Annotated in this window: 14 protein-coding genes, 1 tRNA gene and 1 pseudogene; 12 read left to right on the forward strand and 4 right to left on the reverse strand. The window is 53.7% G+C overall.

The annotated features are described in order from the left end of the window. Positions 1-104: 104 nt before the first annotated feature. The 8 genes from IQ254_RS22050 to IQ254_RS22085 all read left to right on the forward strand — a co-directional run bounded on the left by IQ254_RS22050 (position 105) and on the right by IQ254_RS22085 (position 10,380). A complete protein-coding gene (locus tag IQ254_RS22050; protein WP_193968311.1) occupies positions 105-389 on the forward strand; it encodes a hypothetical protein in 285 nt (94 codons plus the stop codon). Beyond that, positions 382-3,189: a glycosyltransferase gene (locus tag IQ254_RS22055; protein ID WP_313887528.1), complete on the forward strand. Its 2,808-nt coding sequence runs from the start codon at positions 382-384 to the stop codon at positions 3,187-3,189. Before IQ254_RS22050 ends, IQ254_RS22055 begins: the two co-directional genes overlap by 8 nt. Continuing rightward, complete coding sequence (locus IQ254_RS22060) at positions 3,189-4,334, forward strand: glycosyltransferase (RefSeq protein WP_193968312.1); 1,146 nt, start codon at positions 3,189-3,191, stop codon at positions 4,332-4,334. Before IQ254_RS22055 ends, IQ254_RS22060 begins: the two co-directional genes overlap by 1 nt. A 25-nt stretch (positions 4,335-4,359) precedes the next feature. Next, positions 4,360-5,148 carry a hypothetical protein gene (locus IQ254_RS22065; RefSeq protein ID WP_193968313.1) on the forward strand — a complete coding sequence of 263 codons (789 nt, stop codon included), beginning with the start codon at positions 4,360-4,362 and terminating at the stop codon, positions 5,146-5,148. Positions 5,149-5,366: 218 nt separating this feature from the next. Further along, complete coding sequence (locus tag IQ254_RS22070; RefSeq protein WP_193968314.1) at positions 5,367-6,275, forward strand: GDSL-type esterase/lipase family protein; 909 nt, start codon at positions 5,367-5,369, stop codon at positions 6,273-6,275. A gap of 172 nt (positions 6,276-6,447) precedes the next feature. Further along, positions 6,448-7,530 carry a glycosyltransferase gene (locus tag IQ254_RS22075; RefSeq protein WP_228040984.1) on the forward strand — a complete coding sequence of 361 codons (1,083 nt, stop codon included), beginning with the start codon at positions 6,448-6,450 and terminating at the stop codon, positions 7,528-7,530. A gap of 18 nt (positions 7,531-7,548) precedes the next feature. After that, positions 7,549-9,390 (forward strand): asparagine synthase (glutamine-hydrolyzing), encoded by a 1,842-nt coding sequence (asnB, locus tag IQ254_RS22080; RefSeq protein ID WP_193968316.1) that lies wholly within the window; start codon positions 7,549-7,551, stop codon positions 9,388-9,390. 63 nt (positions 9,391-9,453) lie between these two features. Continuing rightward, entirely contained in the window at positions 9,454-10,380 is a 927-nt protein-coding gene (locus IQ254_RS22085; RefSeq protein WP_193968317.1) for an NAD(P)-dependent oxidoreductase, read from the forward strand. Between the two features lie 67 nt (positions 10,381-10,447). Here IQ254_RS22085 and IQ254_RS22090 read toward each other — a convergent pair whose 3' ends face one another. Next, a complete protein-coding gene (locus IQ254_RS22090) occupies positions 10,448-11,275 on the reverse strand; it encodes a class I SAM-dependent methyltransferase (protein WP_193968318.1) in 828 nt (275 codons plus the stop codon). A 140-nt stretch (positions 11,276-11,415) separates the two neighbouring features. Then, positions 11,416-12,747, reverse strand: a complete 1,332-nt coding sequence (locus IQ254_RS22095) for a glycosyltransferase family 2 protein (RefSeq protein WP_193968319.1) — start codon at positions 12,745-12,747, stop codon at positions 11,416-11,418. A gap of 579 nt (positions 12,748-13,326) precedes the next feature. On the opposite strand from IQ254_RS22095, the gene IQ254_RS22100 reads away from it, so the two are divergent. Then, complete coding sequence (locus IQ254_RS22100) at positions 13,327-13,596, forward strand: Calvin cycle protein CP12 (protein WP_193968320.1); 270 nt, start codon at positions 13,327-13,329, stop codon at positions 13,594-13,596. 236 nt (positions 13,597-13,832) lie between these two features. On the opposite strand, the gene IQ254_RS22105 is transcribed toward IQ254_RS22100, so the two are convergent. After that, the gene (locus IQ254_RS22105; protein ID WP_193968321.1) at positions 13,833-14,156 is read right to left on the reverse strand and encodes a hypothetical protein; all 324 of its coding nucleotides are present in this window, start codon (positions 14,154-14,156) and stop codon (positions 13,833-13,835) included. 164 nt (positions 14,157-14,320) lie between these two features. Continuing rightward, the gene (locus IQ254_RS22110; protein ID WP_193968322.1) at positions 14,321-16,159 is read right to left on the reverse strand and encodes an amino acid permease; all 1,839 of its coding nucleotides are present in this window, start codon (positions 16,157-16,159) and stop codon (positions 14,321-14,323) included. A 326-nt stretch (positions 16,160-16,485) separates the two neighbouring features. Between IQ254_RS22110 and IQ254_RS33820 the strand changes: the two are divergent. The 3 genes and pseudogenes from IQ254_RS33820 to IQ254_RS22125 form a co-directional block, all read left to right on the forward strand. Then, positions 16,486-16,626, forward strand: a pseudogene (locus IQ254_RS33820) (SDR family NAD(P)-dependent oxidoreductase); the annotation flags it as partial. Between the two features lie 344 nt (positions 16,627-16,970). Next, positions 16,971-17,042: transfer RNA gene (locus IQ254_RS22120), tRNA-Thr, on the forward strand. A 210-nt stretch (positions 17,043-17,252) separates the two neighbouring features. Continuing rightward, entirely contained in the window at positions 17,253-18,350 is a 1,098-nt protein-coding gene (locus tag IQ254_RS22125; RefSeq protein ID WP_313887529.1) for a tyrosine-type recombinase/integrase, read from the forward strand. The last annotated feature ends 165 nt before the right edge of the window (positions 18,351-18,515 follow it).

Consider the following 18,515-nt stretch of genomic DNA (forward strand, 5'->3'; position numbering starts at 1 on the left):
GTAACGACACACCAACAACGAACAGTAACATATGCCTTATCGTCGGCAGCGTAAGAGGTGTATAAGAGACAGACATTGAGGTACCCACCCGGCTGTCGGACGTGATGTTTAACTTCACCCGCTTGCCCAATCACCACCGCTGGCATGGCCTGGTGCAGGGCGATACCCTGGTGCTGGTCGAGTGGAACCCTAGGGAACGGCGCGATCTGGGCAATGAATTCTTTAATGCACTACACAGCGATTATCTCAATGCTTTTCAAGATTTCTTTGAGCGCAATCGCGACTTGTTTTTTGTCTCTTACCCCTGGTCGGGGTTGATCAATTTTCTCATCATCGATCAGCAGGGCCAAGTCATTGACGCATCAACGGAGGAGCCTGCCTGTGGGTAACGCGATGCACCTAGCCGATTTGCGCTGTATCTGTTGTGGCGGTGGGCCGATTGTCGAATCTGAGGATGTGGCTGAGACCCTGCGATGTGCCCAGTGCGATCGCACCTTCACCACGGTCTTAGGGGTTCCTTTTCTAGGTCACTTTGAGCAGGAAGATGTTCTGGGGCTGATCGAAATTGCTGCCAATATCGACAATCGGGGTAAGTTTGGCATCACCCCCGCTGTGGTCGAGCATTGGGAGCAGACCCTAGCCGCCTACCATCGGGCGGCGGATCGTCAGGCCTTTGCCGCCAGCAACCCAGACGTCGCTTCCCCCTACTTTCTCAATCGCTATGGCGAATGGCTAGAGGTGACCCGTCTGCTCGAAAATGTCGATCTCCACGGGGCAAAGGTCTTAGACATTGGGGCCGGTTTGGGCTTCGATAGTCATCGCCTGGCTATGCGGGGCGCTGCGGTGACGGCGCTGGAGTTTTCTCCTCTGCTGGCTGAGGCTGGCCACATCAACTTCCCCCATATTCGCTGGATCGGTGGATTTTCTCACTTCCTCCCCTTTCAGACGGGCAGTTTTGACGCTGTTTTCTGCAATGCCGCCCTGCACCACATGCGCGATATTCCGGCGGCTCTGTCTGAAGCCCTGCGGGTGCTGCGCCCGGGGGGAGCGTTGGTGACGACCTGTGACTCGTTTCGACCCTCTGGGGCCTCCGAGCAGTTTGAGCTGGGCATTTTTGACCGCGAACCGGCGGTGCTGCTGGGGGTCAATGAAGGCATTCCCCGGTTTTCTGAGTTCACTGAGCTTTTGCAGCAGCAGGCGGCGGTGCTGGCGGTTGACCTCTACACCCACACCCTCTACAACGCCCCTACGGGTGGAACGCTGACGGATCTGACCCGCTGGCGGTTTCCCCAGGACTTGAAGATGCTGGCCAGCCGCAGCGGCTCGATCGCCCTGCGGGTCACCCTGCAAGCGGTCTGGCCGCTACCGGGGCGGCTCCAGGAGCAGCCGCTGCTGTCGGCGGATGACTATGTGGATTGGCTGCTGTCATCGACGTCTGCGATCGCAAAACTGGCTCCCCTGATTCCAGATCAGTATGTCGATCTCCCCTTCCCCGGTACCAAGGGGTCTAAGTTTGAGCTCCTCAACGGCTGGCGCTTGCGAGGGCCTGGTCAGTCGGGGCGCACCGCCTACCGGCGCGGGCGCTGGTTTTTGCGGCGGCCTGCCGGGGCCGATACGCTCAGGTTCGAGCTTGCTCTGCCGGGGCATTCTGGGGCTGACTGTGACCTTGAGGTGCGGCTGGATGGCATCGGAGTCGGCACCTATCGACTGGCCAATGGCGTCACCCAAAAGGTAACGGTCGATATTGCGGCCATCCCTATCGACAGCGTCTTTGCCTTAGAAATCCGCCGATTAGATGAGGTGTCTGACTTAGATGAGGGTAACTTTGAGGTCTATCGCCGCAGGTTTGTCACGGCGCGTCCACCCCGGTCGGCCCAGTCGGGCGGAGCCGATGGGAGCCTGGCTGAGCCCAAAGTATTTGCCATCATACCGGTCTTTAATCGCCTGCACTTTACCGAGACTTGCATCCAGGCGCTGCGATCGCAAACCTACCAGCCCCTAACCATCATCGTGGCCGATGGCGGTTCGACCGACGGTACGGTAGAAACGCTACGAGACCAGTATCCCGAGGTAGTCGTCCTCACGGCGGATACAGAACTGTGGTGGGCAGGGTCAATGGCCCAGGGGATTAGCTATGCCCTAGGCCAAAGCCAAAACCCCGACGACTATGTGCTGATGATGAACAACGACACCGACATCCCCGCCGACTATGTCGCCACCCTGGTGGATGCGGCCCAAACCCATGACGCCGCCGTAGGGGCTCTGATCGTCGATAGCCGTGACCCCGATCGCATTCTCGATGCCGGGGAGTATGTTGACTGGCCCGCCTATACGTTTCCGGTTAAAACCACCCTTGCCCCCGGTGAGACCTTCTGCGATGACGTAGACGTGTTGCCAGGGCGCGGCAGCCTGGTGCCCCTGGAGATGATTCGCACCGCAGGCAATGTAGATTCTGCCCACTGGCCCCACTATTTAGCCGACTACGAATTTTTCTATCGGCTGAAACAAGCTGGCTACCAGCTTGGGGTGTGCTACGACACTCGCCTCTTGGCCCACATCGAAGCAACCGGCCTGATTCCTGGGGCGGGGGTAGTCGGTTTCGGCGCGATCTGGCAAGAGCTGTTTTCGCGGCGATCGATGAGCAATGTGGTCGATCACTGGCGGTTTGTGCAGCGGCATGCACCAGCGCCCTATCGGCTACTCAATCTGCTCCGGCTAAGCCGACGAGTCGCCGGTAATCTGGCCTTTAGAACGCCCTTGAGGCCCTTTTGCTTGCCGTTCTACTGGGCCTGGCGGGCCGTGCAAATCTTGGTGATGACGATCAAACTACAGGCCAAGATCTTCGTTTTGTTCGGCAAGGATATCCGTGATAACGGCGTCGATGTCCTGTGTTATCCCCACCGCATCCCCAAGTTAATTCGCATTCCGGTGTATCTGCTGCTGTGCCCTGGCCCGGTGCGCCATAGCGACTGCCAGGGGCTCGGGCTAGCGGCCGAAACCCTGGTCGGGCAGGGTATCTTGCGGCGGGCCAGCGTGATCGATTGGTACTGCCTGAATACCTTTAAAATCACCCCTGAGCCGCGATCGCCAAAGCTCAAATCCCTGGTCTGGATGACCCTCAACCCAGTCAAAAAAATAGCCAATACCCTAACCTGGAAGAGCATGATGCGTAAGGGGAGCCAATCATAATGGGGCTACCACTGACCATCGGCATTGAGCTAATCAACGACCCCAACTGGATGGGGGGCACGCTCTATCTACAAAATTTGGCTATCTGTCTGTCGCGGCTGCCCGCCCAGGAGCGTCCCCAGATTCGGCTGCTGGGGTCACCCGAGATCATCGCCAGCTTTACTGAAAAAAATGGGTCGCTGCCTGGGGTCAATTCATCGCCCAAGAGCTTAGCGGCACGCCTGGCCCAGCGGCTGGGTTTTTCGCCTAAGCCGCCGCCCGCCATCGATGTGATCTATCCCGGGTTTGGGGCCCAGGTACCCGGGGCCGAAACGATCCGCTGGATTCCTGATTTTCAGCACCGCTACCTGCCCCAGCTATTTTCGGCGGCGGAGATCGCCGCCCGCGATGCCTCAATTGGGGAAATTGCCGCCCAGCCGGGAGTCGTGGTGTTGAGTAGCCAAACTGCCCAGGACGACTTTGTGCGGTTTTACCCCGACCATCGAGCTACGCCACGGGTCTGGCACTTTCACTCGCTGCTAGCCGTGGGCCACCTGGACGCAGACAGCCTGCGGCAAACCTATGACCTGTCAGAAAAGTACCTCTACTTGCCCAACCAGTTTTGGGTTCACAAAAATCACATCACCGTGTTTAAGGCCCTGGCCCAACTGCGCCAGGAGCACGACCTAACGATTCCGCTGGTGTGTACTGGGGCCACCCGCGATCGCCGCAACGAAGCCCATTTCGCTAGCCTAATGGCGCTGGTCGAGGAGCAGGGGCTAGCCGACCAAATCCAGTTTCTGGGGCTGATTGATCGCAGCGATCAGGTGGGTATCTTGCGCTGTGCGGCGGCGGTGGTACAGCCCTCGCGCTTTGAAGGGTGGAGCACCGTCGTCGAAGACGTGCGCGCCGTAGGTCGCCCGATTTTTCTCTCCGATCTGTCCGTCCACCGCGAACAAACCCCGCCCCACTGCGTTTACTTCCCGCCCGAGGATGCGACTGCGTTGGCCCAGACCCTCCGACAACGGTGGGCTCAACTCCTGCCCGGCCCCAATTTCTCTGCTGAGCAGGAGGCTAAACAACAAGTTGACTGCTACATATTGAACTCGGCCCATTCATTCTGTAATATCGCTCGAGATGCCATTACTCTGGTAAGAGCGCATTGAACTATACACCTTGGGAGACTGCGCCATGCCAAATATGCTAAAAAAGTTTTTGAAAAGAACTAAACAACAAATAACGACCCCAGCGTTAGCGCAAGAGCGAGAGATTTCTCAAGCAGTTATGAAGCAAAAACTTGAGAAAATTCCCTACTGGGAAGATAAGATTGATTATTATAAGAAGTTTGAATATTCTGAAGAAGAAGGGATTTGGATCAATCCTAAGCAACCTCAGATATCCTTAGACCCCAATGATAAATCGGTAGATGACTTTAGGAAAACCGGCCAGCTTGGCAATGAAATTCAGAAGGTAAACTATGGCTGCGGCGGCAACTTCATTGATGGCTGGCTCAATGTTGACCTCTACGACATGAGTAACTCAACTCCGTCTAACTATCGATCGCTCAACCTACTCGACAAGCATCCCTTCGCCGACGACACCTTAAGGTTTGGATTTTCAGAAGATCTGTTAGAGCATCTCAACCAAGCAGACTCGATTTTATTTTTAAGCGAAGTCTATCGCACCCTAGCATCGGGAGGTGTTTTGCGTCTCAGCTTTCCAGGATTAGAAGGTGTTTTAAATCGTCACTATACTCCTCCTACCGTGGCTAGAATTAGGCATGGGGAGTTGGAGGCTTATGCTTTCTGGGATCATATCCATTTCTATGCTAGGGGTGAGCTTGAGGTGGTAGCAAAACACTTGGGATTTTCTAAAGTCGAGTATTCTGACTACGGGGTCTCTCAATATTTAGAGCTATCTAATCTAGACACCCGCGAAGGACAGATTGGTTTAAACACCTATGTCGAATTAACAAAATAGCTTTGTCTATGTGCTCGATGGCTTGCTTTCTCTTTAAAGATTTTTTCAGAAGATCTCTTATCCACGAAATGCACAAAGCCGGAGTAAAATTTTCTTCACATGTTCTTTTAAGACCTGAACCACCTCATATGTGATTCACACTGTAATGGTTGGTGATTTCATTCGTATTAGTAATAGATATGAGTAGAATTAGGCTTGGTCGCCTGAAAAGATTTTACATGGAGAAGATTTATACAAAAAACCGTGTAAATCAATTTTTACTCATCTTTTTTTTGATAGTATTAAGCATCTTTTTGTTCAGCCTTAGAAGTGTTCTCTATCAATCATCCTCCTTCTTACAACAACAAGCAGATTTACTACAACAACAAGGTGCTTTATTAGACCAGCAAGGTACTTTATTAGACCAGCAAGGCTCTTCTTCGCAACGACAAGCTGAGTTACTTCAGCGTCAGTCTGACTTACTGCAACAACAAATAAACCCATCACAGCAGCATATCTCGATTCGCCAATTTATGGTCAATTCACACTTGGCTCAGCTAGATGAAGACAGAGTTTTGATCATAGGTGACAGCATTATTGAAGGATGGCTAAATGAAGAGATAGGCCAATGCAAAGTTGTAAATGCTGGCTTTGGCAGCGGAACAGTATCAGACATATTAGCCTTTTTTGATGTTTTGGAAGCAAGAATTGCATCGGGAGACATAGAACCATCGCATATAGGATCTATGGTTATCTTGATTGGGGTTAACGATGCTAAGAAGCGCGAAAACCTGACTGCAAACTATGTAGAAGTGTGGAATAAAGATTATGAAAAAATGCTGAATAAAGCTCTCGAGCTAAGCTCAGGTGAAGTTTTAGTTTCAACCATTCTGCCGGTAGCAGAAAACATGCCCCTCGGCGATCGCTTCTTTGACCCAGCTTTAATTGAGGAACTAAATGACTCAATTCGAACTATAGCCCAAGATAAGAAAGTTGATTTGGTCGATTCAAATACACATTTTCTCAAAGTCTCAACAAGCGGATCAAACTCATTCACAACGGATGGTGTTCATCTAAGTGCTGCGGGTTATCGTGTTTTAGATTCCATAATATCTCCGAAACTTGAAGCATGTTTTCCTGCCGAATAGACATCTTTTTCGAGGAAGATATTGGTGATTTAAATACATGAAAGAAGATAGTTGGCGAGCGTCTTTAACATTGGCAGTTGAATATTTTGAAGATCCTAATTGGCTAGGTGGCTCGATTTATATTGACAATTTACTGGCTATACTATCTGAATTAAACCCGCAAGATTTTCCTTTGATCGAGCTGGTTTTTCTGTCGTCGCCCGCTACGCCTTTGGCCCAGAAAATTCTCAAGTATCCTGTGGTTGAGCATCAGCCCAAAAGCTCGTTTTGGGAGGCGGTTGGGGTGTTGAGACGGCGATCGCTACGGGCGGCGGTACGGCGACAGCCCTGGCTCAATCGGTTTTTGAGAGCCAAGCCCAACACGGTGTATTTCCCGGCCCTAGATACCAGCCAGCGGTGGCGCAAAAACCTCTACTGGATTCCAGATTTTCAGCACCACTATCTACCCCATTTGTTTGAGCCCACAGAGCTAGCCTGGCGCGATCGCAACTTCTCAGCGATCGCCAATTCCCCGGGGGTTTTACTGCTGTCTAGCCAGTCAGCCCTAACCGACTTTCAAACCTTTTACCCAGCGGCCACTGTTCAGCCTCGGGTGTGGTCGTTTTGCAGCACTATCCGGCCCGGACCTGAGGCAGACTGTCAACCAGCGCTAGCGGCCTTTGATCTACCGCCAAAATTTCTTTACGTGGCCAACCAATTTTGGCGACACAAAGACCACATCACCGTATTTGCAGCCTTAAATCTTCTCAAACAGCAGGGCCTCACAATTCCCCTCGTGTGTACCGGCAAACAAGACGATCGGCGCGACCCGGCCTACATTCGCTCCCTGTTAGACAACCTCGACCAGCACAGCCTGCGCGATCAGGTTTACCTGTTGGGGGTCGTGCCTCGGCAGACTCAAATTCAGCTGCTCAGGGCCGCGGCAGCGGTGGTGCAGCCCTCGCGCTTTGAGGGCTGGAGTACCGTGATCGAAGATGCCAAGGCGCTGGGGCGACCCATCATTGCCTCCGATTTTGCGGTGCACCGCGAGCAGCTTCACAACTACGCTCCCGCCTGGCACTATGCCACCGGGGAACCTGATGCCCTGGCGCAGTGTCTGACCCAGGCCTGGGTCAGACTCGCCCAGGGGCCCGACCCAGAGGGCGAGGCCGAGGCGGCTAAACGCAATCAGACTAGGCGGTTGGAGCTGGCCCATCAGTTCATGGCGATCGCGAAGGATGCTATGATTTGCTCTGCCCTTGGTCGGCCATTGTGACAGCTTGGAGCTGCGGTTATGTGTGGTATTAGCGGGCTGCTCGCAGCATCGACCCTGCGCGAAGAAGACATTGCTGTGGTCGGCCAAATGAACCAGCGCCTCATCCATCGAGGGCCTGATTCTGACGGCATGGTGGTGGCTGACCCGGTGGTTTTGGCCATGCGTCGCCTCTCGATTATTGACCTGGCGGGCGGGCAGCAGCCCATTTTTAACGAAACCAAAGACATTGCCATTGTCTGTAACGGCGAAATCTATAACCACGCTGAACTGAGGCGCGATCTGCAAGGGCGGGGGCATCAGTTTGCCTCTCGCAGCGATGTCGAAACCATCGTCCATGCCTACGAAGAATACGGCCTAGACTGTCTGGCTCAGCTGCGGGGTATGTTTGCCTTTGCCCTGTGGGATGGTCCTCGGCAGCGGCTGCTATTGGCGCGCGATCGCATGGGCGAAAAACCCTTTTACCTCTACCGAGACAGCGACCAAAATCTGTGGTTTTCTAGCGAGCTTCAGAGCCTGGCCGTCGCCATGCCCCGGCAGCGGTTGACCCCTGAGGCATTTAATTTATTCTTGGCCTTTCAGTACGTGCCCGAGCCCGTGGCCCCCCTGGAGGGCGTGCAAATTTTACCGGCGGGGCATGCCCTGGTGATCGAGTCAGGTAACCGCAATGCCGCCCCCTTCCCCTACTGGGAGATGGCCCAGGCCACCGCCGACCCCACCCACCCGATCGACGTGGTCAAGCACAGCCTCGACGAGGCCTGCCGCCTGATGGGCACCGCCGACGTGCCGGTCGCCGTGGCCCTCTCCGGGGGCATCGACTCCAGTTTGGTGGCCGCCGTCACCGCCCGGCACTACCCCGAGCAGCTGCACGCCTTTACCATCGGCTACGACAGCCGCCCCGCCACCGACGAGCGCAGCGTCGCCGCCGCCCTGGCCCAGCAGCTCAACATTGGCTTTACCGAAGTAGAGCTCAGCCACAGGGCCGTGGTCGACGATTTCCCCACCCTGGTGGCCGCCATGGATACCCCCATTGGTGACATCGCCGCCTACGGCTACTACGCGGTGAGCCAGGCGGCCCGGCAGGCGGGCTACCCCGTTTTACTGTCGGGCATGGGGGGAGATGAGTTTTTTTGGGGCTACGAATGGGTGCGCGAGGCGATGACTCGCAACGAGGCGATTCTGGCTGGGCAGCCCCAGGCGGTGCCGTTTTGGCACCGCTGGCGGGGTAAAAAACCGGTCGATCAGCCCGACTTTTTTGGCGTTCACGACGCTCTGTGCCAGGGCAACACCTGGGCCAGAGCGCTAATGCCTAGCTCTGTGTGCGATCGCCTTGCCGACACCTTTTGGCTCGACAAAAACAGCTTAGACCTAACCCAGCCGCTGCACATTGCCGTCCCCAGCCTGCTCAACCGCACCTGGTTGCGCTCCAACTGTCTGGCCCTAGTCGATCGGCTCAGCATGCACCATTCCGTTGAAGTACGGCTGCCCCTGCTCGACCCTGTGCTGGTCGATCGGGTGACGGGGATGCGCAATGCTGGCCTGCAAGACTGGCATCAACCCCACAAGCACCTGCTGGTCGAAGCGATGCAAAATGTGATTCCGCCGGAGGTGCTCGCTCGCAAAAAGCAGGGCTTTACGCCCCCGACCCACGAGTGGATGCAGAGCATTGTCAATCGCTATAGCGCGCTCATTCATCGGGGTTCTTTGGTGCACCAAGGCCTGATCGAAGAGAGTCAATCGGCCCTAAAACCAGGCAGGTTTGATCTCTTTTTTATGTACAAACTAACCCTGCTCGAATGTTGGTCGCGGCTACACCTAGATCGACAGGCTCCAGAGACGTTAAGCCACCAGGCGGCGGTATAAGGGTTTGCAGGGTGATGAGAGTAGCCACCTTAGACGACAATATCTACAGTAAAACGTGAGTTCATGAACCAAAAGACGGCACTGGTAACCGGGGGCTTGGGGGCCGTAGGGCGATATGTAACCTCAGCCCTGGCCGCCCGTGGCTGGCAGGTAGTCGGCCTGGGCCACGGCAGTTGGAACCCTGACGACCCACACAGCTACGGCCTTTCCCACTGGGTCGAAGGCGATGTCTCCCTGGCAAATCTGATGGCGCTGAAGGCCAACCCTCACTTAATTGTCGCCTGTGCTGGCGGCTCGTCGGTGGGGGCATCGGTAAACGCGCCCTACGTCGACTTTCAGCGCACCGTCAACTCCACCGTGGCTATTTTAGAATTTATGCGTCTGCACTGCCCCGATGCAGCTCTGGTTTATCCATCCAGCGCAGCCGCCTATGGCGTCGTTGAGCGGCTGCCCATTTCAGAAGATGCGCCCCTCTGCCCCAGTTCGCCCTACGGGGTGCACAAAAAAATTGCCGAAGAAATCATTGCCGAATACTCTCGGTTTTTTGAGCTTAAAACCATTATCGTGCGGCTGTTTTCGGTCTACGGCGAAGGGTTTCGCAAGCAGCTCCTGTGGGATGCCTGCCATCGCATTGCCGCCAATGAGACAGTCTTCTTTGGTACTGGCGACGAAACCCGCGACTGGATTCACGGTTCTGACGCCGCCGAACTCCTGGTTCAGGCAGCCGACTATGCATCCTCAGCCTGCCCCATCGTCAATGGTGCCTACGGTGAGCAGGTCACCGTGCGCGACATTTTGACTAAGCTATTTGCGCTGATGCACCGCAACGACCTTCCCCAGTTTTCAGGAGAAGTGCGCTCTGGGGATCCCCTGCATTACCATGCCGACATCAGCAAGGCCCTGGCCTGGGGATGGCAGCCTCACATAGACTGGCAAGAGGGACTCAGGCGTTACGTATCCTGGTTTGAAGAAGAATGCCGTAATCACTAGATTATTGCCATCGTTGGTTAACCCCAATTCCTCAGGGCGAGTGCCATGTGCCTCTACGACTTGGCCTCTATGGAGTCGGAGTGATGCGGTTCGAATTGGGTATAGTCTCTATTTTTTCTAGCTCAATCGTCATGAACAACCCTAGCTGACGATTAAATGGGGTCAAGAGCTTTTCTAGCCCTAAAATTAAGCCGTAACTCCAGGATGGTAAAAGCTGCCGCAGCGATAGGCCACCGCTGAGTAAATAGCGAAACGGCGTGTGCATCTGAAGATCGCAAATCAGCAACTCTGGATACTCCTGCTCAAACCGTTGCCGATCGCGACAAAAGATAATCCAGGGAATCGCCATATTCGCCCCCGACAGGGGCCCGCCCTGATCAAAGCCCCATCCACCGTCGGTGAGAAACGGCTCATGGTGAAAGTTAGTATAGATCAGCCGTGACCAGGCCGTATTCGCTGGCTCAATCATGACGACCTTGCCACCTGGCTTGAGGCAGTGGCGCAGCTGATTAAAAAATTGGCGCGAGTCTTTCAGATGGTGCAGCACATCTAACATTACAAATGCGCTGACGCTGTCTGGCGCAAACGGCATATCTAGCGCTGAAAAGACGCGATCGACCCCGGCGTAGGGCAATATATCGGACGTCACAATATGCGGAGCCATTTGCTTGAGAAAGCTCGCCCCGCTACCCAATTCGACGATCTCGCCATTGGGGGCGATCGCCTGAGCCCGAGTTAATAAATCCTGATAAAAGCTTTGATAGGTCTGATATAAGAAAGGCTTTTTTTGAATAATATCTCTCAAGATATGAATATTTTCTGGATTATCTAGATCTTCTTGAATACGCAGTGCTTCTGATAACTTGAGCTTAGAAAGTAGACGTTTCAACGCCATAGTAAATCACTCAAAAACCTTAGCCTATCTATATTATAAAGGTATATCATCGGCTGAGCTTAATTTTTATTTGAATTTTGGTGTTCTAGTCAAGACCGAGAGATGGTGTGTCTCACTTTCAATGCTCTCACTTTAAATCCTTATAGAAATTTTATTTTCCTGGCCGAAAAAAGCAGCATGGTTAGTAAAACGACTCCATGACGCCATCTGGAAATATTTGTTTCACCATAGACGCGTTCCCTGTAACAAATAGGAACCTCTATGATTTTTAAGCACATCCGGGCTGCTCCAAATATTAAATCGAAGTCGCCAAATGGGTCAAAATCGCCAAAGTATGACCGATTAGCAGCTAATTTAAGGTAATTGGATCGACTAATTACTTTGGTGCCACACAACGTGTCTTTAAACCTTTGCCCAAGCACAAATGAAAAGGATAGTGCGAAAAACTTATTGGCCATAAGGTTGAAAAATCGCATAGCCTTCTTCTCCATTGGGTAAACCAGTCGGGTACCATTAATGAATTCACCTTTTCCATCCTTAATGGCACGATAGAATTTAGCTAGATCCTCAGGCGGAACGGTCATATCCGCATCCAAAATCATCAAAATTTCATTCTGTGCTAGTGAAAATCCTTTGCGTACCGCATCTCCTTTACCCTTGCCATCTTGTTGAGCGATCGAGATACGTCTTTCATCTCCACAACGCTCTTTCACGGCTTGGATTACTTGCCAAGTATCATCAGTTGAATTGCCTTCCACAAAAATTATCTCGTCATTTGAGCCCATTTTTGGAATGCGCCTGATAATTTCTTCAATATTTCCTGCCTCGTTTCTTGCTGGCACAACAATGGAAACCGAAGGAATTTTCTCCACTACATTTTTTATTAGGGGTCTGGCTACTACAATGTTTAGAAGACAAAGATGCCTAACTAATGGCAACGGCGCAAGATAGCGATTCAAAAAATGGCTTATAAGTGGAATATAGAGAGGGCACAATACTTTGCTGTCTAGTCTGATTAGCTCAAAGCTTTCCAGTTCTAGAAGGTTTTCAATATCTTCATGGGCTAACCAATTTAATTCTGGAGTTTTACTTCGGAGGCCAATTCTTGAGGCGAGGCTGGCAAGTGGACGCCATAGACTACTATAGTAAGTTACTATGAGCCGCGTGTCGTGATGACACATCTTGTGTAGGTTGGCTAGCAGATGCTGAATGTCTCTTTCATAGTGAATGATTCCACTAATGACAAGATAGTCTGGTTTTGCATTAAAGACTTCCTCTACAGGAATAACTTGATTCTTGGCGAAGTTGATAGCTAACTTTATTTCTTGGGGTTTACTTTGGAAGGCAACTTTCCCCTGGGGCATGGCACCGACCAATAACTCAGTCGTCGGATCGACTTCGACAACAGAGTTTTGCGGCAGTATAAAAAGGGAAAGATATTTTTGTAGAAGTGAATAGAAATAGGTTCTCATGCTTAGGGGCTGACAAAATCCTATGACTGCAATCAACTAACTTCGAAGCTGCAAACCTTATGTGGCCCGTAGTTTCTCGCTGGAATTACTTTAAAGCAAGCCAATTTTACCGTAAAACTTTGGCCATTTGGCCGATGTTTCTCAGCGACCATTAGGGCTGGTTGCCTGACACAACTAATCCGGGGCATCAATATCAAATCTCAAGCCGTATTCCTCAGAGGTCTGCCGGGCAGTGGATTCATCACGTTAGTCAAGTTTTGAGGCCGTGGGAGCGGGGAAGCTACGAGCCCAGGCGCGTTGGAGGGGCGGAGCTTGCCACCGAGTGAGCTTGAGACAACTGCCAAGAAAGAAGAGCCCGCTTTGAACTAGCAATCGTAGCCGCTGTCGGGTGGACAATGCCACCCGACAGCGGCTCTGCCATAGTTCTGATCCACTGCGCCTGCGTGATTCTTGACGCAAGCACAGGTAAGAAAACCTGATGAAAGATAGAAAAAACTTATATCTTTTAGCTATAGCCATCCATGTAGATTATGGCTATAGTGATTTCAAGTTAAACGACCACCTACCGAGAGCAACCCGATGAGTGCAACCACCGCTGTTTTCACCACCGACACTGTCTCTACCAGTCGCAGACCTTCCCTCGACACTCAAATGCGCGCTTCCCTTGAGCACGCCCGACGGTTAACGGCCATGTACGAACCCAGCAGCATCGAAGTTGCGATCGCCTGGGAAGTCGTCGATGAGCTACGGCTTGCCTATCAGCAACAGCGAGGCACCGTACAGTCGGCCTTTGCCCAGTACTGCCTGGCCAACCCCGACGCCCCCGAGTGCCGCATCTACGAAGATTAGTCAGCCTCAAGTCTCTTCCAATGTTTCTCCCTCAACCTCAATAACACAGCCTCTAGCGGGAACTCCGGTTCCCGCTTTTTTGTGGCTACAGCCATCGGCAAAATGGTCAAGCACGCTTTAAAGATGGGCCTACTTCGCTTTGCCGCTAGGGGTTGGCACAATCAATGCTGTTGCAAGTTGGGGAGCTGCTGCAAGAGTAGCGGAGTAGGCTCTGCGCGAGGAAACTTCTGATCGTCTTAATCTATGACTGGGGCCAGCATGAACAAGCCTGTCCCATCCTCAGCAATCGCAGGCTGTAGCAGGTCAGCGAGTTCTGGGTATTGCTCGGTAAGCTGCTCCTCGGTCAGTCCAGCGCTTAAAATCTCGCCGGTCTCATCGGCGATCGCGTAGAGACGACCTTGGGGGGCGGCGGTAATAGTAACGATGCGATCGCGCAACGCCAGCTGGGCAATCACAGGATGGGTCTCGTCTAAAGCCTGCTGACGATCGGCCCAGGCTAACCCGGCTAGGCTCAATGTCGATGCAGTTACCAATGCAGCGGCTATCATAAGGCGCATCATCAAATTGACCTCGCGATGCTTGAACTACGCCTGCATTCTAGCAATTGCTCAGGGTAGGACGGCTAGCAATCGCTCACCGTCCACAGGTATCGAGCGCGCGCCGGTAGTGCAGGCCAAAACAGCCATTTCCCTCTGCCAGGCACGGCCTGGTGGCTGGTCAGTCGTCAGTCTTCGGCCAGCACGTTGGTAAATCTAAACTCAGGGGCAGCTAACACAAACACCGTGGAGGGCAACCCGGCCACCCGAGCCTGTAGCCGTTCATAATAGCCGGGGAAGTCGTCATCGGGCAGGGCCATGCCGATAAAGACGCGATCGGCGGAGCTAGACGCCTCCTGAAGAATCGCTTCAAAGGGTCGCCCGTTTGCTACCAGCACGCTGAGTTCGGCCCGAATTCTCAGATCGTCGGTGAGGCGATCGAGGTTATGGCGAGCCTGATCAGCCGCTGTTTCATCGGGCACGACGAGCTTGAGGTAGAGCTTGGCCTCGCGCCAGTCAATATCTGCTCGCAGCAAATCGGCCAAAATCAACATCAGGCTGCCGTTCAGGTTGAGGCCGCCCCACCACACATCAATCTGACGATAGGAGCGGCGCGGTCGCGGCGACTCAGCCTCGGCCTCGCGGAAGATCACAACGTTGCGCTCGGCCTGGTGCAGGCGAGTGATCAGGTTGCAGTAGCGATCGCGGCTTTCGAGGTCTTTGCTGTTGCCCATCAGCACCGTATCGGGCATCACCTGGCCCAGGCCGTAGATCTCTACCAGGCGCTCGGCTCCCTCGTAGGGGTCGGGGGCGGTTAGCACCCGCACCAGCGCCTGCACCCCCCGCTTGAGCAGGTAGTTGCTGATGGTCGCTTCCATATCTTTTTGCTGGGCCACCCCCCGAGAGCCGGTCGGCAAAATGCTGGTCACCGTAAACAGACCCCGGTTGTGGCTGAGGGCGTTGGCAAACTCAATCAGGCCCCAGCGCTGCATAGGGGAGCCCGACAGCACTAAAAAATTGGGCCGCCAGTTTTTGGCGTCGGGGCTATTGCCCAGCTGAAACAGACTGGTGCGCAGCAGCAGCATCCAAATGCCCCGTCGCACGTCTCCCCAGGCAGATTGCAGCTCTTGCCGCTGGAGCCAAAAAAAGATGCTGGCTACGATCGCCCCAGCTAGCAGGGTGGCGATGGGGTTGATCAAAAACATCACCCCCAGGCAGCCTAGCGCCCCCAGGGCTGACAGCGACCAGTGCACCTTAAACAGCGGTCGAAACGAGGGGCTGTTCAAAAACCCTTCCAGACCTGCCGACACGTTGAGCACCAGGTAAGTGGTGAGAAAGAACATAGTCAGCACCGGGGCAATCAGGTTGAGATCGCCCACGCACACCGCCGCGATCACAATGCCCAGGGTGACGGCAGTACCCATGCGGGGCTCGTCGTTGGCGCCGCTGCCCTTGCCCAAAAAGCTCAGCCAGCTGGGCAGCACCCCGTCGCGAGCCAGGGCTTGCAGCACCCGAGGTGCGCCCAAAATGCTGCCGATGGCGCTAGAGAGGGTAGCGCCCCACACCCCCAGCAAAATTGCCGGGCCCCACGCCGCGATCCGCTGCATCACCAGCGGGTCAGATACCAGGGTGGCGGCATCGGCTCGGGAGGCCAAAAACACTGGCAAGATCATATAGATCGCGTAGCCGGTGCCCACCGCCGCCAGGGTACCGGTGGGAATCGACTGGCTGGGGTTTTTTAGATCGCCCGACATGTTGACCCCGGCCATAATGCCGGTCACCGCCGGGAAAAAGACCGCAAACACCTGCCAGAAGGGCTCGCCCTGGGGGACGCCCCACATTTCGACCTGGGTGTCTGACAGGGGCGCACCAAGGGCCAAAGACACTAGCGATAGGGCGATCGCCGCCATGATAAAGTACTGCGCCTTGACCGCGATCTCGGCGGAGGTGATCGCCAGCACCGCCACCAGCACGGTGACGCCTAAGGCCACGTAGAGCTGGTCGAGAAAGCCAAAGGCGCTGACCACGCTCTCGGCATTGAGGGGGTAAAGACACCACCAAAGGTTCCTAGGCCGGTCGTTTTTTCTTCGCCTGAGGCCGGGGGGGTGGGCTGAGGTCTGTCAGTAGCGGAAGTCATAGCGCACGATTCCTGACAGGACTGTTTTACCTTAGATCCATCCTGATGAATTTCACATTATCGAAAGGATGAGCTCGGAAATCCTTGTTTATCTTATATTGGCTGATGGGCAAGGGGTTTGGGCCGGGTCGAACTGCGATCGCGTTTTGTGCCGGGCAAAACTATGGGGGTTAGCAGCGGCATTAGGAAGGCCGATCGCGATCGCGTGCAAGGTATGCTGACGCAGAGAGCATCGGCGCGAATGCCCACGCCCTTCAGCTCGACGTCACAGATCAGTCCTCTATTGCTGCCGCAGCAGAGCGTATCCGCAGCGAGTTTGACCGTCTTGACGTGCTCGTGAACAACGCGGGCATCTCCTGTCAATAGCAACGTCGGGTCGCGACAATTATTCAAGCAACGAGTGATCTGAATAGTGCTTATGATTTGAGATCGAAGTTAGAGAAGCGTAGCTTAGTGGTGCAGAAAACTCCTGAAACCCTTATGAATAAAAGATTCTTGCCGAGACCGTAGATTTGAGATTGCTCAGGGGATTGAACCAAGGCAGTGGGTTTCAGTCGCTATTTTGGCCGTCTGTGCCGTCCAACATGAGACTCAAAAAAGTTTTCTGCACCACTAAGGGCTCTAGCTTACAGGCAATATGAAAGGCAATTTTTTGTCGGGAGTATTGCCCTGTTATACTGTGCTATCAGTAAATATCTCTTGCCGATGTGGCTCAGTGGTAGAGCACTCGATTCGTAATCGAGCGGTCGCGGGTTCAAATCCCGCCATCGGCTTAAACGCCAGAATGCTTGATTGATAAGGGTTTCAGGGTGAGTTAGCCTCCTAAAGATGACCTGATCTGTTCGAGTTTTGGGTGTAAGCATATCCTTCACTTGGGCGTTTTTAGGCAACTTTGGGTGTAAATTGGGTTTAAGAGCAGGTGTACTGTTATGCATTCGCCCGAAACGCCGAAAACGCCTTCTGGCAAGGCTTCTAAAGGAACCGTGAAGGTCATTGCTTCCCATGACCGTTTGCAACTGCGATTTCGTTATGGCGGTGAGCGTCATTATATTTCAGTGGGGCTCCCCGATACTCCCACAGGCCGAATGGTGGCCCAGCAGAGGGCCAGCCAAATTCAGCTAGACATCCTTTCTGGCAACTTTGATACTACCCTGGCAAAATATAAGACTGCGCCCGCCGAGCCAGTGAAGGCTAAGCCGACGGCCCCACCTATTCCTGAGCTTTGGGAAAAATTCTGTGAGGTCAAGGAGCCCGTGGTTGCTCCTGGCACTTGGCGAAATGGGTACTGCGTCAACACCTCTCACCTAAGGCGATGTCCCTACAAGCAGCTCAAGGATGCTCAGAAGATTTTTGACTGGGCTATGACCCACCTCAATCCTGATCCCGCGAAACGGTTTATTCAGGCGTTGTCATCCTGCTGTCGCTGGGCCAAGCGCAATGACTTGATCGATCAAAACCCCTTTGAAGGGCTTTCAGGAGACATCAAGATTCCCAAGACTTCGGAAGACAGGACGGATATCGATCCGTTTACCCGTGAAGAACGTCAAGCCATTATCAGTGGCTTTGAAAACAATCGGTACTACGCCTACTACTCGCCCGTGGTTCGGTTCTTGTTCTGCACCGGGTGCCGTCCCTCAGAAGCAGCGGGTCTGCAATGGAAGCACATCACCACCGATGACATTATTTTTGATCAGGCCGTGGTGGATTCTGTGCGGGGGCGAGTGCTAAAGGATGGGCTCAAAACGCAACTGAAGCGGAAGTTTCCCATTAATAAGCAACTCCGACAGCTATTGACCGATCATCGACTGCCCCAAGCGAAGCTGAGCGACTTAGTCTTTCCGTCATCTGAGGGGCAATTTATGAATTTTCATAATTTTCGCAATCGTGGGTGGTCTGCCGTCCTGGAGGAACTCGGTATTCGCTACCGTAAGCCTTACCAGGCAAGACATACGTTCATCACCCACTGTCTGGAGGAAGGGATTAGTGTGTCGCAGGTCGCCAAATGGGTCGGCAACTCTCCAGAGATCATCATGAAGCACTACGCGGGTACCCTGGCACGGTTCCAGGTGCCCGAGATTTGACGAGAGTACCTTGTGATGAGCAACGTTGAGCCGCGATGCTGACTGCCTGACACAAGTAGGCAAAAGGCTTGAAACCTCGTTAGGCGAGGGGGAAAGGGTGAGCTGACATGAGACGCTGAAATTGCATCATCTCAGGGTCTTTACCATGTCAGCCACCACCTGCCT

Source organism: Nodosilinea sp. LEGE 07088 (genome assembly GCF_015207395.1).
Classification (GTDB): Bacteria; Cyanobacteriota; Cyanobacteriia; order Phormidesmidales; family Phormidesmidaceae; genus Nodosilinea.